This is a genomic window from Streptomyces sp. SDT5-1, assembly GCF_052245995.1.
Classification (GTDB): domain Bacteria; phylum Actinomycetota; class Actinomycetes; order Streptomycetales; family Streptomycetaceae; genus Streptomyces.
Window position 1 is genome coordinate 5,841,874 of the sequence record NZ_CM125963.1, and the last position, 20,948, is coordinate 5,862,821.

The window sequence follows — 20,948 nt, forward strand, 5'->3', positions numbered from 1 at the left end:
GAAAAAAGGGGCGCAGCAAACCGTGCGCATCGCCAGATTCTCCATCGACGGGAACGTCGCCTTCGGCGCGGTCGAAGGCGACAAGCCTGACGAGCTCGTCCTCGACATCATCAAGGGCATCCCGTTCGCGGACTACGAACTGAGCGGCACCAAGGTCCCGCTCAACAAGGTCCGGCTGCTGCCCCCGGTGCTCCCGAACAAGGTGATCGCCTTCGGCCGCAACTACGCGGAGCACGCGAAGGAGCTGGGCAACGAGGTACCGGACGCCCCCTTCGCCTTCTTCAAGCCCTCGACGTCGGTGATCGGCCCGGACGCCGAGATCCAGTACCCGGCCTTCTCGCAGGAGCTGCACCACGAGGCGGAGCTCGCCGTGGTCATCGGCCGGATGTGCCGCGAGGTCCCGCGCGAGCGCGTCAAGGACGTCGTCTTCGGCTACACCGCCGCCAACGACGTGACCGCCCGCGACGTCCAGAAGCGCGAGAAGCAGTGGGCGCGGGCCAAGGGCTTCGACACCTCCTGCCCGCTCGGCCCCTGGGTGGAGACCGACCTCACCCTGGAGCAGGCCTCCGACCTCACCATCCAGTGCACGGTCAACGGCCAGCAGCGCCAGCTGGGTCGTACGTCCCAGATGATCACGTCCATCGAGGACCTGGTCGTCAACATCTCCGAGGCCATGACGCTGCTCCCCGGCGACGTCATCCTCACGGGCACCCCCGAAGGGGTAGGCCCGCTCGCCGTCGGCGACGAGGTCGCCGTCAGCATCGAAGGCATCGGCACTCTCACCAACAAGGTTGTCAAGCGTGGCTAGCGCACCCGTACGCGTCCGTTTCTGCCCCTCGCCCACCGGTAACCCCCACGTGGGCCTGGTCCGCACCGCCCTGTTCAACTGGGCCTTCGCGCGCCACAACCAGGGCACCCTGGTCTTCCGCATCGAGGACACCGACGCGGCCCGCGACAGCGAGGAGTCGTACGAGCAGCTCCTCGACGCGATGCGCTGGCTCGGCTTCGACTGGGACGAGGGCCCCGAGGTCGGCGGCCCGCACGCCCCGTACCGGCAGTCCCAGCGGATGGACATCTACAAGGACGTCGCCGACAAGCTCGTCGCGGCCGGCAAGGCGTACCCCTGCTACTGCTCCACCGAGGAGCTGGACGAGCGCCGCGAGGCCGCCCGCGCCGCCGGCAAGCCGTCCGGCTACGACGGCCACTGCCGCGACCTGACCGCCGAGCAGAAGGCCGCCTACGAGGCGGAGGGCCGCAAGCCGATCGTCCGCTTCCGGATGCCCGACACGAAGATCACGTTCAACGACCTGGTCCGCGGCGAGATCTCGTACGAGCCGGAGAACGTGCCGGACTACGGCATCGTGCGCGCCAACGGCGCCCCGCTCTACACGCTCGTCAACCCGGTCGACGACGCCCTGATGGAGATCACCCACGTCCTGCGCGGCGAGGACCTGCTCTCCTCCACCCCGCGCCAGATCGCCCTCTACTGGGCGCTCCAGGAGCTGGGCATCGCCAAGCTGGTGCCGGAGTTCGGCCACCTGCCGTACGTGATGGGCGAGGGCAACAAGAAGCTCAGCAAGCGCGACCCGCAGAGCTCCCTCAACCTCTACCGCGAGCGCGGCTTCCTCCCCGAGGGCCTGCTCAACTACCTCTCGCTGCTCGGCTGGTCCCTCTCCGCCGACCGCGACATCTTCTCCATCGACGAGATGGTGGCGGCGTTCGACGTCAAGGACGTGCAGCCGAACCCGGCCCGCTTCGACCTCAAGAAGTGCGAGTCGATCAACGGCGACCACATCCGCCTGCTCGACCCGAAGGAGTTCGCGGCGCGCTGCGAGCCGTGGCTGAAGGCCCCGTTCGCCCCGTGGGCCCCCGAGGACTTCGACGAGGCGAAGTGGGCGGCCATCGCGCCGCACGCCCAGACCCGCCTCAAGGTCCTCTCCGAGATCACGGACAACGTGGACTTCCTCTTCCTCCCGGAGCCGGTCTTCGACGAGGCGAGCTGGAACAAGGCCATGAAGGAGGGCTCCGACGCGCTCCTGCGTACGGCCCGTGAGAAGCTCGACGCGGCCGACTGGAGCTCCCCGGACTCCCTGAAGGACGCGGTCCTCGCCGCCGGCGAAGCGCACGGCCTCAAGCTCGGCAAGGCCCAGGCCCCGGTCCGCGTGGCCGTCACGGGCCGCACCATCGGCCTCCCGCTCTTCGAGTCCCTCGAGATCCTGGGCAAGGACAAGACCTTCGCCCGCATCGACGCGGCCCTGACCAAGCTCACCGCGTAACCACGCGCGCGTAGTCCCCCAGAAAGACCCGGAAGCCCCTCGCTTCCGGGTCTTTCGCCATTACGGTCGAACCATGCCGCACAGCACCCCGATCAAGGCCATCGTCTGGGACATCGACGACACGATCTTCGACTACGCCACCGCCGACACCGTCGGCATGCGCGAGCACCTTGCCGTGGAGGGGCTGCTCGACGGGTTCGGGGGTGTCGAGGAGGCGCTGGTGCGGTGGCGGGCGGCCACGCGGGAGCACTGGGCGCGGTTCGAGGCGGGGGAGGCCGACTGGGAGGGGCAGCGCAGGGATCGCGTGCGCAGCTTCGTGGGGCGCGCGATGGCGGACGAGGAGGCGGATGCCTGGTTCGCCCGGTACCTCGCCCGCTACGAGGCCGCGTGGAAGCTGTTCCCCGACACCGTGCCCGCGCTGGACGCCCTGGCCGACGGGTACCGGCACGCCGTGCTGTCCAACTCGTCGCTGCACAACCAGGACCGCAAGCTGCGCGCCCTGGGCGTACGGGACCGTTTCGAGGCCGTCCTGTGCGCCGCGGAACTGGGCGTCGCCAAGCCGGAGGCGGCCGCGTTCCACGCCGTCTGCGAGGAGCTCGCGCTGGAGCCGCACGAGGTCGCGTACGTGGGCGACCAGCCCGACACGGACGCCCGCGGAGCGGTCGACGCGGGCCTGAGCGGAATCTGGCTCGACCGCGCCGAACTGGGCGGCAGGCCCGAACTCGTACGCATCACGGGGCTCGGGCAACTGCCCGCGCTGCTGGCGGGGGATACCCGTTTTGGAGCGCAGTCCACCTTCAGGTAATGTTCTTTCTGCGCCAAGGGGAGCGGGCCGAAAAGCCCGGGACCCGGAAGCGCAAGCCAAGCAAGATCCCCCCGGGGGTTGCGTTTCGGTGGCCTATGGTGTAATTGGCAGCACGACGGTTTCTGGTTCCGTTAGTCTAGGTTCGAGTCCTGGTAGGCCAGCTCGCAGAGCTCATCTGCACTCGTGGACATGGCGTCCACAATGCCCCCGTTGTGTAGCGGCCTAGCACGCCGCCCTCTCAAGGCGGTAGCGCCGGTTCGAATCCGGTCGGGGGTACAGATCCTTCCCGCGGGGACGGCTCGGGTAGCTCCCACCGACTCTGATGCAGGATCGCTAGGGCCCCCGTTGTGTAGCGGCCTAGCACGCCGCCCTCTCAAGGCGGTAGCGCCGGTTCGAATCCGGTCGGGGGTACGCATGGAGTCGCAGGTCGCAAGGCCTTGAACTTCAGTGGTCTATGGTGTAATTGGCAACACTACGGTTTCTGGTACCGTCATTCTAGGTTCGAGTCCTGGTAGACCAGCTCGATCACGCAAGTGGTCAGGCCCCCGTTGTGTAGCGGCCTAGCACGCCGCCCTCTCAAGGCGGTAGCGCCGGTTCGAATCCGGTCGGGGGTACGCGAACGATCAAGACCCTTCCCGAAGTCGGGAAGGGTCTTTTTCGTGCACCGGGACAGGTCGCGCGTACAACTCCGGCCGGTCGCTGCGGCGTTGGAGCGACCGGCCGGGAACGGGCAGGAGACGTAAGGGGAGTTGAGGCAACCGGATCAACCGGTGCGGCGCAGGGCCTCGGAGAGGCGGCCCGCGGCGTCGATGACGGCCTGGGCGTGCATCCGGCCCGGGTGGCGCGTGAGGCGCTCGATCGGCCCGGAGACCGATACGGCGGCCACGACACGGTTCGAGGGACCGCGTACGGGCGCGGAGACGGACGCGACGCCCGGCTCCCGCTCGCCGATCGACTGGGCCCAGCCGCGGCGCCGTACGCCCGAAAGGGCGGTCGCCGTGAAGCGGGCGCCCTGGAGGCCCCTGTGCAGCCGCTCGGGCTCCTCCCAGGCCATCAGGATCTGCGCGGACGAGCCGGCCTTCATCGTGAGCGTGGAGCCCACCGGGACCGTGTCCCGCAGGCCGGAGAGCCGCTCCGCCGCGGCGACGCAGATGCGCATGTCGCCCTGGCGGCGGTAGAGCTGGGCGCTCTCGCCCGTGACGTCCCGCAGGTGCGTGAGCACGGGGCCCGCCGTCGCGAGGAGACGGTCCTCGCCGGCCGCCGCCGCGAGTTCCGCGAGGCGCGGGCCGAGAATGAAACGGCCCTGCATGTCGCGCGCCACCATGCGGTGGTGCTCCAGGGCCACCGCCAGGCGGTGCGCTGTGGGTCTTGCCAGTCCGGTGGCCGCGACAAGGCCTGCGAGGGTCGCGGGTCCGGACTCCAGGGCGCCCAGGACAAGGGCTGCCTTGTCCAGAACGCCGACGCCGCTACTGTTGTCCATGCGTCGATACTCCCGTCTCACTCTGTGAAACGCAAGTTCAATTTTCCGTGGAACTTGCCACTCTGGACGTCACACCGGCCCGTGGACCAGCGGGCCCGGCAGTCGGCGTCCGGTACGAGGGGTACGGGCGACGGCGATCCGAAATCTCTAGTTGGGCCGGCGCACCTCAAGCCGGTCGGAGGGAAAGCGATGGGTAGGACACTCGCGGAGAAGGTCTGGGACGACCACGTCGTCCGGCGCGCCGAGGGCGAGCCCGACCTCCTCTTCATCGATCTGCACCTGCTGCACGAGGTGACCAGCCCGCAGGCCTTCGACGGCCTGCGCAAGAGCGGTCGCAAGGTGCGGCGCACCGACCTCACCATCGCCACCGAGGACCACAACACCCCGACCCTCGACATCGACAAGCCGATCGCCGACCCGGTCTCGCGCGTGCAGCTGGAGACGCTGCGCAAGAACGCCGCGGAGTTCGGCGTCCGCCTGCACTCCCTGGGCGACGTCGAGCAGGGCGTCGTGCACGTGGTCGGCCCGCAGCTGGGCCTGACGCAGCCGGGCACCACCGTCGTCTGCGGCGACTCGCACACCTCGACGCACGGCGCGTTCGGCGGTCTGGCGTTCGGCATCGGCACCTCGCAGGTCGAGCACGTGCTGGCTACGCAGACGCTGCCGATGGCCCGCCCGAAGACGATGGCGATCACGGTCGACGGGGAGCTGCCCGAGGGCGTCACCGCCAAGGACCTGATCCTCGCCATCATCGCGAAGATCGGCACCGGCGGCGGCCAGGGCTACATCCTGGAGTACCGCGGCTCGGCCATCGAGAAGCTGTCGATGGAAGCGCGGATGACCATCTGCAACATGTCCATCGAGGCCGGTGCCCGCGCGGGCATGGTCGCCCCCGACGAGACCACGTTCGCGTACCTGGAGGGCCGTCCGCACGCCCCGAAGGGCGCGGAGTGGGACGCCGCGGTCGAGTACTGGAAGACGCTGAGGACGGACGACGACGCGGTCTTCGACGCCGAGGTCTTCATCAAGGCCGACGAGCTGGCGCCGTTCGTCACCTGGGGCACCAACCCCGGCCAGGGCGCGCCGCTTTCGGCGAACGTCCCCGACCCGGCTTCGTACGAAGACGCTTCGGAGCGCTACGCCGCCGAAAAGGCCCTGGAGTACATGGGGTTGACCGCCGGGCAGCCGCTGCGCGAGATCAAGGTCGACACCGTCTTCGTAGGCTCGTGCACCAACGGCCGCATGGAGGACCTGCGTGCCGTCGCGGACATCCTCAAGGGCCGCAAAGTCGCCGACGGCGTACGGATGCTGGTCGTCCCCGGCTCCGCGCGGGTGGGCCTTCAGGCCGTCGAGGAGGGCCTGGACAAGGTCTTCAAGGAGGCCGGCGCCGAGTGGCGGTACGCGGGCTGCTCGATGTGCCTGGGCATGAACCCGGACCAACTCGCTCCCGGCGAGCGCTCCGCGTCCACCTCCAACCGCAACTTCGAGGGCCGGCAGGGCAAGGGCGGCCGCACCCACCTGGTCTCGCCCCAGGTGGCCGCCGCGACCGCCGTCCTGGGCCACCTGGCCTCGCCCGCCGACCTGTCCGACGCCCCTGTCGCCGCTGGAGTCTGATCAGTCATGGAAGCTTTCACCACCCACACCGGCCGGGCCGTCCCGCTGCGCCGCAGCAACGTCGACACCGACCAGATCATCCCCGCCCACTGGCTCAAGAAGGTGACGCGGGACGGGTTCGAGGACGGGCTCTTCGAGGCCTGGCGCAAGGACTCCGAGTTCGTGCTCAACCAGCCGGAGCGCGAGGGCGCCACCGTTCTGGTGGCAGGACCCGACTTCGGCACCGGCTCCTCCCGTGAGCACGCCGTCTGGGCGCTCCAGAACTACGGCTTCAAGGCCGTCATCTCCTCCCGCTTCGCGGACATCTTCCGCGGCAACTCCCTCAAGAACGGTCTGCTGACCGTGGTTCTGGACCAGAAGGTCGTGGACCAGCTGTGGGAGCTGGTGGAGAAGGACCCGCAGGCCGAGATCACGGTCGACCTCCAGGAGCGCGAAGTTCGCGCCGAGGGCGTCACCGCGTCCTTCGAGCTCGACGAGAACTCCCGCTGGCGGCTGCTGAACGGCCTCGACGACATCAGCATCACGCTGCGGAACGAGGAGGACATCGCCGCCTACGAGGCGAAGCGCCCGTCCTTCAAGCCGCAGACGGTCCAGGTCTGAGTCGTAGCCCGGCAAGGCTTATTCAGGCCACTTCCACAGGGCCCCGTACCCCCAATCGTGCACCGGTTGGGGGTACTTCTGTGTTCGGCCCCGAACCCCTTCAGGAGCCCGCGGCGGGGGGCCCGGGAGTCGTGTCAACTCCCTTGATTACCAGGGGTGTTCCAGGGGTACGCGTGTTGCGGTGCGGCTCGGGGCGAGCGTGCCGAGCGGGGCTCCAGAAGGGGCCTGCGAGGCGGGAGTTGCACCCTGCGGAGGCGACAACTCGCCCCAGATGGCACAATCTGTGCATGGAACACGACGGCCAACTCCAGCTGTACGCGGCGGTCGCGGACCAACTCAAGGAAGCGCACGCAAGAGTGCGCACACTGCAAGTCCCGGAGGGCGTACGGATGGCGCTGACCCGGAAGCTGCTGGCCGTGACGGCCGCGGCCAAACACGATCTCGCCGGTGCGGCAAGGCGTCTGGAGCGATTCATGGCGGACCTCGACGACTTCGAAGAGGGCTCCATCACTGAAGAGGAACTCTGAGACAGCCCAGTTCGTTGCGGCACAAGGGTGATTAGCCCGTTTCGCGTTTGATTTGCGGTATATATCTGCCTAACGTGCGAAAAAGCCGGTCCGAAAGAGATTCGTTCCGGCAATGTCTCCGAAGGGGAAGACGTGAACAAGGCGCAGCTTGTAGAAGCCATTGCCGACAAGGTGGGCGGCCGTCAGCAGGCCGCTGACGCCGTCGACGCCGTTCTCGACGCCATCGTGCGTTCCGTGGTCAGCGGTGACCGTGTCTCGGTCACGGGCTTCGGTTCGTTCGAGAAGGTCGACCGTCCGGCCCGGTACGCCCGCAACCCGCAGACCGGTGAGCGCGTGCGGGTCAAGAAGACCTCGGTGCCGCGCTTCCGCGCAGGCCAGGGCTTCAAGGACCTCGTCGCGGGGTCGAAGAAGCTCCCGAAGAACGACGTCGCGGTCAAGAAGGCGCCCAAGGGCAGCCTGAGCGGCGGCGCTTCGGCGACGGTCAAGAAGGCGGCGGCCAAGAAGACCACCGCCAAGAAGGCCGCGACGAAGAAGACCACCGCCGCGAAGAAGACCACGACGGCGAAGAAGACCACCGCCGCCAAGAAGGCCACGGCGAAGAAGACCACCACGGCCAAGAAGGCGGCCCCGGCCAAGAAGGCCACCACCGCCAAGAAGGCCACGGCCAAGAAGGCCACCGCCAAGAAGGCGACTCCGGCGAAGAAGGCCACCGCGAAGAAGACGGCGCCCGCCACCAAGGCCACGGCCAAGAAGGCGCCCGCCAAGAAGTCGACTGCGCGCAAGACCACCGCCAAGAAGGCCACGTCCCGCAAGAAGTAAGTCGCTTCTCGGGCGTACGCCACAAGGTTGCTCACGCGTCGGGCCGGGCTCCCTCCGGGGAGACCGGCCCGCGGTGTGTGTACGGGCCCGGTGCCGGGCCCCGCGGCATGTCGGAAGCCGCGTCTCAGAAGGTCTGGAGGGTCACCAGCGTGATCTCCCGCTCGTCGCCCTCGCCCCGCACCTCGATCCGCACCCGCTGCCCCGGACGCAGCAGCCGCAGGCCGCCCGCGTCGAAGGCGGTGGCGTCGAAGGACACCGGCGTGCCGTCGTCCAGGAGGACGCTGCCGGAGCGGGTTTCGGAGTCGTACGTGTAAGCGGTGGCCTGCATACGTGAAGCGTACTCAGTCGGGGATGAGCAGCCCCGCCGCGGCCCGCGCGGTGTGCGGGCCCACCCCCAGGGCGAGCGCCGCCCGCAGGTCATCGCCGGTGTCGACGTCCTGGCGCACGGAGTCGACGCCCTCGCCGGGAAGTTCCGCGGCACCGGACGCCGTGTGCCGGGCCCGCGAGGCCCCGCCGAATGCGGGAAGCAATTCCGTCCCCGGGGCCGCCGACAACAACGTCGTACCGATTCCGGCGGCATCGGGCAGAAATGCGCGGGGAAATACGGCGGCCGATGCCAGGACGCGGGCCAATTCGGCGGGGCGCAGCGCCGGCAGATCGGCGTTGAGGGCGGCCACCGGGGCCTGCGGGCAGGCGGAGCGCACGGCGGCCGCTCCGTGGGCGAGAGCGGCGTTGAGGCCCGCCTGCGGGCTGTCGGGGACGATACGGGCGCCCAGGGCCGCCAGTTCGCGTCCGGCGCGGGCGTCGTCCGTGACGACCACCACATCCCGTACCTCCGCACAGGCCCCCGCGGCGGCCACGGTGTCCTGGGCGAACGCCAGGGCGAGGCCGGGGCGCACGGCGTCTCCCGCCGTCGGGGCCAGCCTGCTCTTCGCCCGCACCAGCGGTTTCAGCGGTATCACCAGGGTCCACTGCACGCGCCCATTGTGACCTGTGCATGAGGTGCGTCCTTCGGTGCGGGCGTACGGTGTTCTCGACAGACCGGTGGTCGGGGGCGACACTTGTGCGCCCGTAGACCCCCTTAGAGGAAGGTGTCCGAGTGTCCCGCCGCAGAATCGGCTTCTGGTACCGCTTCGCCGCGGTCCTCTGCAAACCACCGCTGGTGGTTCTGTTCAAGCGGGACTGGCGCGGAATGGAGAACATTCCGGCCGACGGAGGCTTTATCACCGCGGTCAACCACAATTCGCATCTCGACCCGTTCCTCTACGCCCACTTTCAGTACAACACGGGGCGGGTCCCGCGTTTCCTCGCCAAGCACGGCCTCTTCAAGAAGGGGTTCGTCGGCGCCGCGATGCGCGGCACCGGGCAGATTCCCGTCTATCGCGAGTCCACGAACGCGCTGAGCGCCTTCCGTGCCGCGATCGACGCCGTGGAGCGCGGCGAGTGCGTCGCCTTCTACCCGGAGGGCACGCTCACCCGCGATCCCCAACTGTGGCCGATGACCGGCAAGACCGGCGTCGCCCGCGTCGCGCTCCAGACCAAGTGCCCGGTGATCCCGGTCGGCCAGTGGGGCGCCACCGACGCGCTCGCGCCGTACTCCAAGAAGCCGCACTTCTTCCCGCGCAAGACGCACCACGTGCTCGCGGGCGAACCCGTCGACCTCTCCGCGTTCTACGACCGGGAGATCACGCCCGAGCTGCTCAAGGAGGCGACCGAGGTCATCATGGCCGCGATCACCGCCGAGGTGGAGGAGCTGCGCGGCGAGAAGGCCCCCGCGAAGCGCTACGACCCCCGGGAGGCGCGCATCGAGCAGCGCCGCAAGTCGCAGGCGGCCAAGAAGAGTTCGGCGCCGACCGAGGAGAGCAGCAAGTGACCCGACCCGTGAAGGCCGCCGTCTTCGGCACCGGCTCCTGGGGCACCGCCTTCGCGATGGTGCTCGCGGACGCGGGCTGCGACGTCACCCTCTGGGCCCGCCGTGCCGAGCTCGCCGACGCCGTCAACTCCACGCGGACCAACCCCGATTACCTGCCCGGCGTGGAGCTCCCCGAGAACGTGCGGGCCACCACGGACCCGGCCGAGGCCGCCGCCGGCGCCGACTTCACGGTGCTCGCCGTGCCCTCGCAGACGCTGCGCGGGAACCTGGCGGAATGGGCGCCGCTGCTCGCCCCCGACACCGTCCTCGTCTCGCTCATGAAGGGCGTCGAGCTCGGCTCGGCGATGCGCATGAGCGAGGTCGTCGAGGACGTCACGAAGGTCGGCGAGGACCGCATCGCGATCGTCACCGGGCCCAACCTGGCGCGCGAGATCGCCGCCCGGCAGCCCGCCGCCGCGGTCGTCGCCTGCCGCGACGAGGCCGTCGCCCAGCGCCTCCAAGTCGCCAGCCACACCCCGTACTTCAGGCCGTACACGAACACCGACGTGATCGGCTGCGAGCTCGGCGGCGCCGTCAAGAACGTCATCGGGCTCGCCGTCGGCATCGCGGACGGCATGGGGCTCGGCGACAACACGAAGGGCTCGCTCATCACGCGCGGGCTCGCCGAGACGACCCGGCTCGGCCTCGCCATGGGCGCGGACCCGCTGACGTTCTCCGGGCTCGCGGGCCTCGGGGACCTGGTGGCCACCTGCTCGTCGCCGCTGTCGCGCAACCACACGTTCGGCACGAACCTCGGCAAGGGCATGACCCTCGAGGAGACGATCGCGGTCACCAAGCAGACCGCGGAGGGCGTCAAGTCCTGCGAGTCCGTGCTCGATCTGGCGCGCAGGCACGGCGTCGACATGCCCATCACGGAGACCGTCGTCGCGATCGTCCACGAGGGCAAGTCCCCGGTCGTCGCGGTGAAGGAGCTCATGTCGCGCTCCGCCAAGCCCGAGCGACGCTGAGCGACGGCGGCACCACGCGGCTCTGCGGGCGCTGACTCTCGTCCTACCAGCAGGTACGCTCAACGCGATATGAGCAGCGAGAACCTCCCCCAGAGCCCTGCGTCCGCAGCGTCATCAGCGGGCGGCACCAAGCCGCGCGTGGCCGTCGTCTTCGGTGGCCGCAGCTCCGAGCACGGCGTCTCCGTGGTCACGGCGGGCGCCGTGCTGCGCGCCATCGACCGCTCCAAGTACGACGTGCTGCCGGTCGGCATCACGCGTGAAGGACGCTGGGCGCTGACGGCGGACGACCCCGAGCGGATGGCCATCACCGACCGCCGGGTGCCGGACGTCGCCGATCTCGCCGAGTCGCCCGAGGGCGGAGTGGTGCTCCCGGTCGACCCGGGCTCCCGCGAAGTCGTCTACACCGAGCCGGGATCGGTCCCCAAGGCCCTCGGCGAGGTCGACGTGGTCTTCCCCGTGCTGCACGGCCCGTACGGCGAGGACGGCACCATCCAGGGCCTCCTGGACCTCTCCGGGACGCCGTACGTCGGCTGCGGTGTGCTCTCCTCGGCCGTCGGCCAGGACAAGGAGTACATGAAGCGCATCTTCACGTCCTTCGGGCTGAAGGTGGGGCCCTACCTGGTGATCCGGCCGCGCGAGTGGGAGCAGGACCAGGAGGGGGCGCGGCGTCGCGTCGCCGACTTCGTCGGGGACCACGGCTGGCCGCTGTTCATCAAGCCCGCGCGCGCGGGTTCGTCGATCGGCATCACGAAGGTCGACTCCTTCGAGGGGCTCGACGAGGCGATCGAGACGGCACGCGAGCACGACCCGAAGGTCATCGTCGAGGCCGGCATCGTCGGGCGCGAGATCGAGTGCGGCGTCCTGGAGTTCGAGGACGGGCCGCGCGCCTCCGTGCCCGCCGAGATCCCCCCGGCCGACTCCCACGACTTCTACGACTTCGAGGCGAAGTACATCGACTCCGCCGCCGGGATCGTGCCCGCGCCGCTGAGCGCGGAGCAGACCGCCGAGGTCCGCAGGCTCGCGGTCGACGCCTTCGAGGCGATGTCCTGCGAGGGGCTCGTGCGGGCGGACTTCTTCCTCGACGAGGACGGCGAGTTCGTCATCAACGAGATCAATACGCTGCCGGGCTTCACGCCGATCTCCATGTACCCGCGGATGTGGCAGGAGACCGGGGTCGGCTACCCGGAGCTGGTGGACCGGCTCATCCAGGCGGCGCTGCGGCGGTCGACAGGGCTGCGGTAGACCGCGTCTTCTCATGAGGTGTCTAGTCGGCGATCCCCTTGGGGATCGCCTTCTTGATGGGCGCGGCGAGGTCGACCAGGGAGCCCGCCCCGTTCTTGGCGACCTCGCCCTTGGGGATCGTCACCTCCACGTAGGCGAGACGCCCGCCCGTCGTCATGCGCTGGGCGCCGCCGTCGAGTTCCTCCGCGACCCAGCCGACGCCGTTGATGGTCGCCGTGTTGCTGCTCGTCTTCACCGCCGCGTCGGGCCACGGCACGCCGCAGCGCAGTATGATCGCGGGGCTTCCCCACGCCGCGGTGAGCTCCGAGCCCGGTTCGGGATCGTTGCGCTCGAGTCCGTCGACCTTCTCCGGCAGGACCTTGTCCAGGTTCCGGCACAGCTTGGCGGCCTTCGCGTCCGGAGTGGGAACCGCCACCTTGGGCGCATCGTCCGTCGAAGCGCAGCCCGCGGTGGCGATCAGCAAGGAGAGCGAGGGCACCGCGATGGACAGGCGGCCGAGCCGGCCGTGCCGGGTCCGGTGACGATATGACTTCACCGGCACAGGGTAGACGGGGGCTACAGGTGGACGACCGGGCAGGTCAGCGTGCGCGTGATGCCGTCCACCTGCTGGACTCTGGCGACCACCATGCGGCCCAGCTCGTCGACCGTGTCCGCCTGGGCGCGCACGATCACGTCGTAGGGGCCGGTGACGTCCTCGGCCTGGATGACTCCTGCAATCTTCCCGATCAGCTCGGCGACGGTAGACGCCTTGCCGACTTCGGTCTGGATCAGGATGTACGCCTGTACCACGGAACCTCCAGGGCGGCCACGAGGATCATCACGAGGATCATGTGGGGAGAAGGGACGCCACGGTATCGCGTCACCGCTCGTCGCGGGGAGACCCGGAGGCGGCTGTGGCGCCCCACGGACGTGGGAGGCAGGCCCGTAGCAAAAACCGTACCCATGACAGAGACGGTCCGCGACCGCAAGCGGGCCGGGGCAGACGGCCCTGGCGGGCGCCAGCGAACCGGGGCAGAAAGGGCAGCACGCGCATGAAGGGCACCGTCGGCGAGTTGGGGGAGTTCGGCCTCATCAGAGAGTTGACCTCGCGGCTCACCACCACCCCGGCCGTACGCATCGGTCCCGGCGACGACGCCGCCGTGGTCGCGGCCCCCGACCGCCGGGTCGTCGCCAGCACGGACGTCCTGCTGGAGAACCGGCACTTCAGGCGCGACTGGTCCACCGCGTACGACGTCGGGCGCAAGGCCGCCGCACAGAACCTCGCCGACATCGCGGCCATGGGCGCCGTGCCGACCGCGCTGCTGCTCGGCCTCGTGGTGCCCGCCGAACTGCCCGCCTCCTGGCCGTCGGAGCTGATGGACGGGCTGCGCGACGAGTGCCAGGTGGCCGGCGCAGCCGTGGTCGGGGGCGACGTCGTGCGCGGCGACACCATCACCGTGGCGATCACCGCGCTCGGCGACATGCAGGGCCACGAGCCGGTCACCCGGGCCGGCGCGCAGCCCGGCGACGTCGTGGCCGTGACCGGCTGGCTCGGCTGGTCCGCGGCGGGCTTCGCGGTGCTCTCCCGGGGCTTCCGCTCGCCGCGCGCCTTCGTGGAGGCGCACCGCCGCCCGGAGCCCCCGTACGAGGCGGGTCCCGCGGCGGCCGGGCTCGGCGCCACCGCCATGTGCGACGTGAGCGACGGGCTGATCGCCGACCTGGGGCACATCGCGGAGTCGAGCAAGGTCCGGATCGACATCACGTCCGGGAAGGTGGACGTGCCGTCGCAGATGAACGACATCGGGCAGGCCGTCGGCGTCGATCCGCTGCAGTGGGTGCTGACAGGGGGAGAGGACCACGCGATCGTCGCGACCTTCCCGCCGAGCGTGAAGCTGCCCGCCCGCTGGAAGGTGATCGGCGAGGTGCGGGGGCCTTCGGCGCTGCCTCAGGTGACCGTGGACGGGGAGCCGTGGACGAACCAGAGCGGCTGGGACCACTTCGGTGGGGAGATCGAGTCCTGAGCGTCCTGTGGAACGCACGAAAAAGCCGGTCCCCGAAGGGACCGGCTTTTTCAAGCAACCAGCGAGGTGGCCGCGCTAAGCGTTACGTCAGCGCGAGACCTTGCCGGCCTTGATGCACGAGGTGCAGGCGTTGAGGCGCTTCGGCGTCCCGCCGACCACTGCACGCACACGCTGGATGTTCGGGTTCCAGCGACGGGGCGTACGGCGGTGCGAGTGCGAGATGTTGTTGCCGAAGCCCGGCCCCTTGCCGCAGACGTCGCAGTTGGCAGCCACGGGTCACTCCAAAGACTTCAGATGCACTTACGGTTGATCCCGGCATGCCGGGATCGAGATCGGAGGATCTGAGTGGCGGTGCCAGGGGATGGCCCGACGGATATCGGGCAACCCGAGCAGCATACAACGGCTGCGTCGGTAGAACGAAACTACCATGGCTGGTCCGGGCCCCTGCCCGGGCTCCGGACCCGCTCCGGCCCTGCTCCGGGGCCGACCCGAGGGGCGGGCCCTCTTTCCGGACGGTCACCTTCCGGGGTCTACTCTGCGGTGCCAGTCCAGCAGCTCGAGGAGGCGCAGGTGCCGCAGGTGCTCGACGTGATCGCGGTGCGCGCCTGGTGCTCACTGGCCCTTGAGGCGCTCGGCCGCGACCGCGCGGAGATCGACGCGATCAACGTGTATCCGGTCGCCGACGGGGACACCGGCACGAACCTCTATCTGACCCTGGAGTCCGCCCACCAGGCCGTCGAGGCGGTCTTCGCGGGCCTCGAGGCGGGCCCCGAACCGGCCGCCCCCGCGCTCCCCGATGTGATGCGGGCCATGGCACACGGCGCCCTCATAGGTGCCCGCGGCAACTCCGGGACGATCCTCGCGCAGCTCCTGCGCGGCATGGCCCAGGTGCTCGCCGCGGACGGCTCCGGTGAGGGAGATCACGCCGAAGGCGCCGACGCGGGAGCCCTGCGGCTCGCCCTCGGTCGTGCGGCCGAGGCCGCGCGCGAGGCCGTCGCCCACCCCGTGGAGGGCACCGTCCTGACCGTGGCGACGGCGGCCGCGGATGCCGCCGCCGGGGCCGATGGCGACTGCCGTGACGTCGTCCGCGCCGCCTACGAAGGCGCGTGCGTGGCGCTCGACGCGACACCGGGGCAGCTCGCCGCGCTCGGCAGCGCGGGCGTCGTGGACGCGGGCGGGCGCGGGCTCGTGGCCGTCCTGGGGGCGTTGAGCGAGGCGGTCTCCGGGGAGGCGGCGCCCGTACGACGCGGGCACGCGCGCGTGGAGGCGGGTTCCGCACGTGTGGAGGCGACTTCCGCGCGCGTGGAGGCGGCTTCCGAGGCCTGCCCCGATCCGCGCTCCGACGAGGACGGCGCCGCGGGGCCCGCCTTCGAGGTCATCTACCTGCTGGAGGCGGACGACGCGGCCGTGGCCCGGCTGCGCACCCGGCTCGACGCCCTCGGCGACTCGCTGGTCGTCGTCGGCGGGGACGGCCTGTGGAACGTCCACGTGCACGTCGACGACGCGGGCGCCGCCGTGGAGGCGGGCGTCGAGGCGGGCCGGCCGTACCGCATCCGCATCACGCACTTCGGGCTCGGCGACGTGCACGCCACGCACGCGTCGGCGCCGCCCCGCGAGCGCGCCCAGCGGGCCGTCGTGGCGGTCGTGCCGGGCGACGGACTCGCGGGGCTCTACGAGGAGGCAGGCGCCACGACCGTGCCCGACCGGCCCGGCGAACCGCCCGCCAGCGGTGAGCTGGTCGACGCGATCAGGCGCGCCCACGCGCGCGAGGTGGTGCTGTTGCCGAACGACGCGGAGCTGCGGCACACCGCGGCGGCCGCGGCGGAGCAGGCCCGCTCCGAGGGCATCCGGATCGCGCTCATCCCGACCCGCTCGGCGGTCCAGGGCATCGCCGCGCTGGCCGTGCACGAGCCCGACAGGCGCTTCGACGAGGACGTCGTGGCGATGACCTCGGCCGCGGGTGCGACCCGGTACGGCGAACTGGCCGTCGCCGAGCGGCAGTCGTGGACCATGGCGGGCATCTGCCAGGCGGGCGACGTCCTCGGCCTCATCGACGGCGACGTCGCCGTCATCGGCGCGGAGGTCCCGGCCACGGCCCGCACGGTCCTCGACCGGATGCTGTCGGCGGGCGGCGAACTGGTCACGCTCGTCCTCGGCGAGGACGTCTCCGACGAGCTCGCGGCCGGACTCGAACAGCATGTGCGCGCGTCCCACCTGGCCGTGGACACGGTCGTGTACCGGGGCGGGCACCAGTCGCCGCTGATGCTGATCGGCGTCGAGTAGCGGCGTTCCCGCCCCTTCCTCGCTCCCCGCGTGAGTCACGTACGCAACCCTTGTCTACATACGTAGATCGTGCCAGCATCCGGATCATGCCCTCCACGCCGCACACCGATGCCAATGTCGATGCCGCTGCCGCCGCCGTCGCCGTCGCCGAGAAGCACCGGATCGCCGGGATACGCGTGACGCCCGTGGCCTTCCGCGACCTCCCGCTGCTCAACTCCGTAGGCGTGCACGAGCCGTTCGCGCTGCGGTCGGTCGTCGAGGTGGTGACCGACAGCGGACTGACCGGGCTCGGGGAGTCGTACGGGGACCTGGCCCATCTGCGTCGCCTGGAGCGGGCCGGGCGGCTGCTCACCGGCGTCGACGTCTTCGACCTGAACGGCATGTGGCGCGCGGTCACCACGTCGCTCGCCTCCGACAGCGGCGCGGGCGGGCACGGCATGAGCGGGATGGTGACCGGCAGCTCGCTCGCCGACCGCGTCGTCTCGCCCTTCGAGGTCGCCGCGCTCGACCTCCAGGGGAAGATCGTCGGCCGCCCCGTGAGCGATCTGCTGGGCGGCGCCGTGCGCGACCGCGTCGCCTACAGCGCCTACCTGTTCTACAAGTGGGCCGGCCATCCCGGACAGGACGACGACCCGTGGGGCGCGGCGCTCGACCCCGACGGCCTCGTCCGGCAGGCGCGGCGGATCATCGACGCGTACGGGTTCGGTGCCATCAAGCTCAAGGGCGGTGTCCTGCCTCCCGAGGAGGAGATCGAGGCGGTCCGCGCGCTGCGCGCCGCCTTCCCCGACCTGCCGCTCCGGCTCGATCCCAACGGCGCCTGGACCGTGGCCAGTTCGATCAAGGTCGGCCGGGAGCTCGACGGTGTCCTCGAATACCTGGAGGACCCGACGCCCGGCATCGACGGCATGGCCCGCGTCGCGCGCGAGGTGCCGATGCCGCTCGCCACCAACATGTGCGTCGTCGCGTTCGACCACCTGCCGCCCGCCGTGCGGCAGGACGCCGTCCAGGTGGTGCTGTCCGACCACCACTTCTGGGGCGGACTGCGCAGGTCGCAGCGGCTCGGCGCGATCTGCGAGACGTTCGGCATGGGCCTGTCCATGCACTCCAACTCGCACCTCGGCATCAGCCTCGCCGCCATGACCCACCTCGCCGCCGCCACCCCGAACCTCGACTACGCCTGCGACACGCACTGGCCGTGGAAGGACCCGGCCGAGGATGTCGTCGTGCCGGGGGCGCTCGCCTTCCGCGACGGCGCCGTCGCCGTGCCCACCGGGCCGGGACTCGGCGTCGAACTCGACCGCGACGCCCTCGCCCGGCTGCACGAGCAGTACCTCGCGTGCGGCCTTCGTGAGCGCGACGACACCGCGTACATGCGCCGCTTCCGGCCCGACTTCGACCCCGCGGTGCCGCGCTGGTGAGACCCGCCGGGCCCGGTGTTTCCGGGGGAGGAGGGTGATTGTCAGTGGCGTGGTGTGCAATGGATCTCGTGCCCGCGCTCGAAGAACCACTGAAGAAGGTGCTCGGACCAGCCACCGCGAAGGTGATGGACGAGCACCTCGGCCTGCACACCGTCGGTGACCTGCTCCACCACTATCCGCGCAGATACGCGGAGCGGGGCGAGCTCACCCGCCTCGCCGAGCTGCCGCTCGACGAGCACGTGACGGTCGTCGCGCAGGTCGCGACCGCCCGCATCCTGAAGTTCAACGGCGGCAGGGGCCAGCGCCTCGAAGTCACCATCACCGACGGCAGCGGCCAGCTCCAGCTCGTCTTCTTCGGCCGGGGCATCCACAAGCCGCACAAGGACCTGCTGCCCGGCACGCGCGCGATGTTCGCCGGCAAGGTCTCGGTCTTCAACCGCAAGATGCAACTGGCGCATCCGGCCTACCAGTTGCTGACCGCCGAATCCTCCGAGGACGCCGCGGAGGCCGCCGGTTCCTGGGCCGGAGCGCTGCTGCCGATCTACCCGGCCACCGCCAAGCTGGAGTCCTGGAAGATCGCCAAGGCGGTCGACCTGGTGCTGCCCAGCGCGCAGGAGGCGCTCGACCCGCTGCCCGCATCGCTGCGCGAGGGCCGGGGGCTCGTCCCGCTGCCCGAGGCCCTGCTCAAGATCCATCGGCCGCACACCAAGGCCGACATCGCGAGCGCCCGGGACCGGCTCAAGTGGGACGAGGCGTTCGTCCTGCAAGTGGCGCTCGCCCGGCGCCGCTTCGCGGACACGCAGCTGACCGCCGTCGCGCGCGAGCCCAAGGCGGACGGGCTGCTCACGGCGTTCGACGCGAAGCTCCCCTTCACGCTCACCGAGGGCCAGCAGAAGGTCTCCAAGGAGATCTTCGACGACCTGGCGACGGAGCACCCGATGCACCGGCTGTTGCAGGGTGAGGTGGGTTCCGGAAAGACGATGGTGGCGCTGCGGGCCATGCTCGCCGTCGTCGACGCGGGCGGTCAGGCGGCGATGCTCGCGCCCACCGAGGTCCTGGCCCAGCAGCACCACCGGTCCATCACCGAGATGATGGGCGAGCTCGCGGAGGGCGGGATGCTGGGCGGGGCCGAGCACGCCACCAAGGTCGTCCTCCTCACCGGTTCCATGGGCATGGCCGCGCGTCGTCAGGCGCTGCTCGACCTGGCGACCGCCGAGGCCGGGATCGTCATCGGCACGCACGCGCTGATCGAGGACAAGGTGCAGTTCGACGACCTGGGCCTGGTGGTCGTGGACGAGCAGCACCGCTTCGGTGTCGAACAGCGCGACGCCCTGCGCTCCAAGGGCAAGCAGCCGCCGCACCTCCTGGTCATGACGGCGACGCCGATTCCGCGCACGGTCGCCATGACGGTCTTCGGCGACCTGGAGACGTCCGTGCTCGACCAGCTCCCGGCAGGGCGCTCGCCGATCGCCAGCCATGTCGTCCCGGCGGCCGACAAGCCGCACTTCCTCGCGCGCGCGTGGGAGCGCGTACGGGAGGAGGTGGAGAACGGGCATCAGGCGTACGTCGTCTGCCCCCGCATCGGTGACGACGAGGACGAGAAGGGGGCGAAGGGCAAGGCCAAGAAGCAGTCCGCCGAGGACGAGGCGGAGAAGAGGCCGCCGCTCGCGGTGCTCGATGTGGCGGAGGACCTCGCGCGGGGCCCGCTCCAGGGGCTCAAGGTCGAGGTGCTGCACGGCCGGATGCAGCCCGACGACAAGGACGCGGTGATGCGTCGCTTCGCGGCGGGCGAGACGGATGTCCTTGTGGCGACCACGGTGATCGAGGTCGGCGTGAACGTCCCGAACGCCACGGCGATGGTGATCATGGACGCCGACCGCTTCGGCGTCTCGCAGCTGCACCAGCTGCGCGGCCGTGTGGGGCGTGGGTCTGCGCCGGGCCTGTGTCTCCTGGTCACGGAAATGCCCGAGGCGAGTCCGGCGCGAGCCCGGCTCGGGGCGGTCGCCTCCACGCTCGACGGGTTCGAGCTGTCCCGCATCGACCTGGAACAGCGGCGCGAGGGAGACGTCCTCGGGCAGGCCCAGTCCGGGGTCCGGTCGTCCCTGCGGATGCTCGCCGTGATCGAGGACGAGGAGATCATCGAGGCGGCGCGGGAGGAGGCCACGAGGGTCGTCGCAGCCGACCCCGACCTCACCTCCCACCCACCCCTCCAGGTGGCCCTCTCCGCCCTCCTCGACGAATCCCGCGAGTCCTACCTCGACAAGGGCTGACGCGGGCCTCCGGCGTACCGGTTGCGGGGCACCGCACGCCGTGCCCCGGAGGCGGGGGCCCCGCGTGCCCTGAGAGACTGGAGGCCGGAAGCACGGAAACGCAGAAGAGAAGGACGTACCAGCGCGATGACCCGCGTGATCGCCGGAACCGCCGGAGGCCGCCGCCTCGCCGTCCCCCCGGGCAACGGCACACGCCCCACCTCCGACCGCGCACGCGAGGGCCTCTTCTCCACCTGGCAGGCGCTCCTCGGCGGCAGCCTCACCGGCACCCGCGTCGCCGACCTCTACGCCGGCTCCGGCGCCGTCGCCCTGGAGGCCCTCTCCCGCGGCGCCGCCCACGCCCTCCTCGTCGAGGCCGACGCCCGAGCCGCCCGCACGATCCGCGACAACATCCGCACCCTCGGCCTCCCCGGCGCCGAGGCACGTACCGGAAAAGCGGAGCAAATCGTCGCGGGCCCACCCCCAACTGCCCCCTACGACCTGGTCTTTCTCGATCCGCCGTACGCCGTCTCCGACGACGATCTTCGGGAGATACTGCTCACACTCCGTGCCGGGGGCTGGCTCGCGGACGAAGCGCTCGTCACCGTGGAACGCAGCACCAGAGGCGGCGAATTCCGGTGGCCGGACGGCTTCGAGGGGCTGAGGTCCCGTCGCTACGGCGAAGGCACGTTTTGGTACGGTCGCGCCGCCTTGAACACCACCCTCACGTGCGACGACGCACGATGACCGGACCG

At 70.6% G+C, this 20,948-nt stretch carries 21 protein-coding genes and 5 tRNA genes; 20 read left to right on the top strand and 6 right to left on the bottom strand.

Features of this window, described 5'->3' with window-relative positions; all coding sequences use genetic code 11:
• Nucleotides 1–22 precede the first annotated feature (22 nt).
• The 8 genes from ACTWJ8_RS27005 (at nucleotide 23) to ACTWJ8_RS27040 (ending at nucleotide 3,695) form a co-directional block, all read left to right on the top strand.
• Complete coding sequence (locus ACTWJ8_RS27005; protein WP_356388893.1) at nucleotides 23–808, top strand: fumarylacetoacetate hydrolase family protein; 786 nt, start codon at nucleotides 23–25, stop codon at nucleotides 806–808.
• The gene (gltX, locus tag ACTWJ8_RS27010; protein WP_356388895.1) at nucleotides 792–2,276 is read left to right on the top strand and encodes a glutamate--tRNA ligase; all 1,485 of its coding nucleotides are present in this window, start codon (nucleotides 792–794) and stop codon (nucleotides 2,274–2,276) included. The genes ACTWJ8_RS27005 and gltX overlap by 17 nt, the downstream gene beginning before the upstream one ends.
• A gap of 73 nt (nucleotides 2,277–2,349) precedes the next feature.
• Nucleotides 2,350–3,081, top strand: coding sequence for an HAD family hydrolase (locus ACTWJ8_RS27015; protein WP_356388897.1), 732 nt, complete (start codon nucleotides 2,350–2,352; stop codon nucleotides 3,079–3,081).
• 89 nt (nucleotides 3,082–3,170) lie between these two features.
• Nucleotides 3,171–3,242 (top strand) — tRNA-Gln (locus ACTWJ8_RS27020).
• A 42-nt stretch (nucleotides 3,243–3,284) separates the two neighbouring features.
• Nucleotides 3,285–3,357, top strand: a tRNA-Glu gene (locus tag ACTWJ8_RS27025).
• 62 nt (nucleotides 3,358–3,419) lie between these two features.
• Nucleotides 3,420–3,492, top strand: a tRNA-Glu gene (locus ACTWJ8_RS27030).
• Nucleotides 3,493–3,529: 37 nt separating this feature from the next.
• Nucleotides 3,530–3,601, top strand: a tRNA-Gln gene (locus ACTWJ8_RS27035).
• Between the two features lie 21 nt (nucleotides 3,602–3,622).
• Nucleotides 3,623–3,695: transfer RNA gene (locus ACTWJ8_RS27040), tRNA-Glu, on the top strand.
• A gap of 149 nt (nucleotides 3,696–3,844) precedes the next feature.
• Here the strand turns inward: ACTWJ8_RS27040 and ndgR are convergent.
• Complete coding sequence (gene ndgR, locus ACTWJ8_RS27045) at nucleotides 3,845–4,561, bottom strand: IclR family transcriptional regulator NdgR (protein ID WP_055552755.1); 717 nt, start codon at nucleotides 4,559–4,561, stop codon at nucleotides 3,845–3,847.
• Nucleotides 4,562–4,750: 189 nt separating this feature from the next.
• Here ndgR and leuC point away from each other — a divergent pair, with 189 nt between their 5' ends.
• From leuC to ACTWJ8_RS27065, 4 genes are all read left to right on the top strand, one after another.
• A complete protein-coding gene (gene leuC / locus ACTWJ8_RS27050) occupies nucleotides 4,751–6,175 on the top strand; it encodes a 3-isopropylmalate dehydratase large subunit (protein ID WP_443260485.1) in 1,425 nt (474 codons plus the stop codon).
• 6 nt (nucleotides 6,176–6,181) lie between these two features.
• The gene (gene leuD / locus ACTWJ8_RS27055; RefSeq protein WP_356388901.1) at nucleotides 6,182–6,775 is read left to right on the top strand and encodes a 3-isopropylmalate dehydratase small subunit; all 594 of its coding nucleotides are present in this window, start codon (nucleotides 6,182–6,184) and stop codon (nucleotides 6,773–6,775) included.
• A gap of 287 nt (nucleotides 6,776–7,062) precedes the next feature.
• Nucleotides 7,063–7,302: a hypothetical protein gene (locus tag ACTWJ8_RS27060; RefSeq protein WP_266714505.1), complete on the top strand. Its 240-nt coding sequence runs from the start codon at nucleotides 7,063–7,065 to the stop codon at nucleotides 7,300–7,302.
• A gap of 132 nt (nucleotides 7,303–7,434) precedes the next feature.
• Entirely contained in the window at nucleotides 7,435–8,121 is a 687-nt protein-coding gene (locus ACTWJ8_RS27065) for an HU family DNA-binding protein (protein WP_443260486.1), read from the top strand.
• 124 nt (nucleotides 8,122–8,245) lie between these two features.
• Here the strand turns inward: ACTWJ8_RS27065 and ACTWJ8_RS27070 are convergent, their stop codons facing one another.
• Nucleotides 8,246–8,449 carry a hypothetical protein gene (locus tag ACTWJ8_RS27070; RefSeq protein WP_443260487.1) on the bottom strand — a complete coding sequence of 68 codons (204 nt, stop codon included), beginning with the start codon at nucleotides 8,447–8,449 and terminating at the stop codon, nucleotides 8,246–8,248.
• Between the two features lie 13 nt (nucleotides 8,450–8,462).
• A complete protein-coding gene (gene cofC, locus ACTWJ8_RS27075) occupies nucleotides 8,463–9,098 on the bottom strand; it encodes a 2-phospho-L-lactate guanylyltransferase (protein WP_443260488.1) in 636 nt (211 codons plus the stop codon).
• A gap of 122 nt (nucleotides 9,099–9,220) precedes the next feature.
• Between cofC and ACTWJ8_RS27080 the strand changes: the two genes are divergently transcribed.
• From ACTWJ8_RS27080 to ACTWJ8_RS27090, 3 genes are all read left to right on the top strand, one after another.
• Nucleotides 9,221–9,994, top strand: a complete 774-nt coding sequence (locus tag ACTWJ8_RS27080) for a lysophospholipid acyltransferase family protein (protein WP_356388909.1) — start codon at nucleotides 9,221–9,223, stop codon at nucleotides 9,992–9,994.
• Nucleotides 9,991–11,001 (top strand): NAD(P)H-dependent glycerol-3-phosphate dehydrogenase, encoded by a 1,011-nt coding sequence (locus ACTWJ8_RS27085; protein WP_356388911.1) that lies wholly within the window; start codon nucleotides 9,991–9,993, stop codon nucleotides 10,999–11,001. Before ACTWJ8_RS27080 ends, ACTWJ8_RS27085 begins: the two co-directional genes overlap by 4 nt.
• Before the next feature lie 69 nt (nucleotides 11,002–11,070).
• Nucleotides 11,071–12,243, top strand: coding sequence for a D-alanine--D-alanine ligase family protein (locus tag ACTWJ8_RS27090; RefSeq protein ID WP_356388913.1), 1,173 nt, complete (start codon nucleotides 11,071–11,073; stop codon nucleotides 12,241–12,243).
• 22 nt (nucleotides 12,244–12,265) lie between these two features.
• Here ACTWJ8_RS27090 and ACTWJ8_RS27095 read toward each other — a convergent pair whose 3' ends face one another.
• Together ACTWJ8_RS27095 and ACTWJ8_RS27100 are read right to left on the bottom strand one after the other, a co-directional pair.
• Nucleotides 12,266–12,778 (bottom strand): DUF3515 domain-containing protein, encoded by a 513-nt coding sequence (locus tag ACTWJ8_RS27095; protein WP_443260489.1) that lies wholly within the window; start codon nucleotides 12,776–12,778, stop codon nucleotides 12,266–12,268.
• 20 nt (nucleotides 12,779–12,798) lie between these two features.
• Nucleotides 12,799–13,032, bottom strand: coding sequence for an Lrp/AsnC ligand binding domain-containing protein (locus tag ACTWJ8_RS27100; RefSeq protein WP_356388917.1), 234 nt, complete (start codon nucleotides 13,030–13,032; stop codon nucleotides 12,799–12,801).
• Nucleotides 13,033–13,274: 242 nt separating this feature from the next.
• On the opposite strand from ACTWJ8_RS27100, the gene ACTWJ8_RS27105 reads away from it, so the two are divergent.
• Nucleotides 13,275–14,243, top strand: coding sequence for a thiamine-phosphate kinase (locus ACTWJ8_RS27105; RefSeq protein ID WP_356388919.1), 969 nt, complete (start codon nucleotides 13,275–13,277; stop codon nucleotides 14,241–14,243).
• Nucleotides 14,244–14,330: 87 nt separating this feature from the next.
• Here ACTWJ8_RS27105 and rpmB read toward each other — a convergent pair whose 3' ends face one another.
• The gene (rpmB, locus tag ACTWJ8_RS27110; protein WP_030195073.1) at nucleotides 14,331–14,516 is read right to left on the bottom strand and encodes a 50S ribosomal protein L28; all 186 of its coding nucleotides are present in this window, start codon (nucleotides 14,514–14,516) and stop codon (nucleotides 14,331–14,333) included.
• 267 nt (nucleotides 14,517–14,783) lie between these two features.
• On the opposite strand from rpmB, the gene ACTWJ8_RS27115 reads away from it, so the two are divergent.
• From ACTWJ8_RS27115 to rsmD, 4 genes are all read left to right on the top strand, one after another.
• A complete protein-coding gene (locus ACTWJ8_RS27115) occupies nucleotides 14,784–16,526 on the top strand; it encodes a DAK2 domain-containing protein (protein ID WP_443260490.1) in 1,743 nt (580 codons plus the stop codon).
• 86 nt (nucleotides 16,527–16,612) lie between these two features.
• Entirely contained in the window at nucleotides 16,613–17,944 is a 1,332-nt protein-coding gene (locus ACTWJ8_RS27120) for a glucarate dehydratase family protein (RefSeq protein ID WP_443260491.1), read from the top strand.
• Nucleotides 17,945–18,003: 59 nt separating this feature from the next.
• The gene (gene recG, locus ACTWJ8_RS27125; RefSeq protein ID WP_443260492.1) at nucleotides 18,004–20,214 is read left to right on the top strand and encodes an ATP-dependent DNA helicase RecG; all 2,211 of its coding nucleotides are present in this window, start codon (nucleotides 18,004–18,006) and stop codon (nucleotides 20,212–20,214) included.
• A 126-nt stretch (nucleotides 20,215–20,340) separates the two neighbouring features.
• Nucleotides 20,341–20,940: a 16S rRNA (guanine(966)-N(2))-methyltransferase RsmD gene (rsmD, locus tag ACTWJ8_RS27130; protein ID WP_356388927.1), complete on the top strand. Its 600-nt coding sequence runs from the start codon at nucleotides 20,341–20,343 to the stop codon at nucleotides 20,938–20,940.
• The last annotated feature ends 8 nt before the right edge of the window (nucleotides 20,941–20,948 follow it).

Coding starts and splice junctions, on each gene's coding strand:
- ACTWJ8_RS27015 (WP_356388897.1), top strand. CDS start 2,350: ATGCCGCACAGCACCCCGATCAAGGCCATCGTCTGGGACATCGACGAC.
- ndgR (WP_055552755.1), bottom strand. CDS start 4,561: ATGGACAACAGTAGCGGCGTCGGCGTTCTGGACAAGGCAGCCCTTGTC.
- leuC (WP_443260485.1), top strand. CDS start 4,751: ATGGGTAGGACACTCGCGGAGAAGGTCTGGGACGACCACGTCGTCCGG.
- leuD (WP_356388901.1), top strand. CDS start 6,182: ATGGAAGCTTTCACCACCCACACCGGCCGGGCCGTCCCGCTGCGCCGC.
- ACTWJ8_RS27060 (WP_266714505.1), top strand. CDS start 7,063: ATGGAACACGACGGCCAACTCCAGCTGTACGCGGCGGTCGCGGACCAA.
- ACTWJ8_RS27070 (WP_443260487.1), bottom strand. CDS start 8,449: ATGCAGGCCACCGCTTACACGTACGACTCCGAAACCCGCTCCGGCAGC.
- ACTWJ8_RS27090 (WP_356388913.1), top strand. CDS start 11,071: ATGAGCAGCGAGAACCTCCCCCAGAGCCCTGCGTCCGCAGCGTCATCA.
- ACTWJ8_RS27105 (WP_356388919.1), top strand. CDS start 13,275: ATGAAGGGCACCGTCGGCGAGTTGGGGGAGTTCGGCCTCATCAGAGAG.
- ACTWJ8_RS27120 (WP_443260491.1), top strand. CDS start 16,613: ATGCCCTCCACGCCGCACACCGATGCCAATGTCGATGCCGCTGCCGCC.
- recG (WP_443260492.1), top strand. CDS start 18,004: ATGGATCTCGTGCCCGCGCTCGAAGAACCACTGAAGAAGGTGCTCGGA.
- rsmD (WP_356388927.1), top strand. CDS start 20,341: ATGACCCGCGTGATCGCCGGAACCGCCGGAGGCCGCCGCCTCGCCGTC.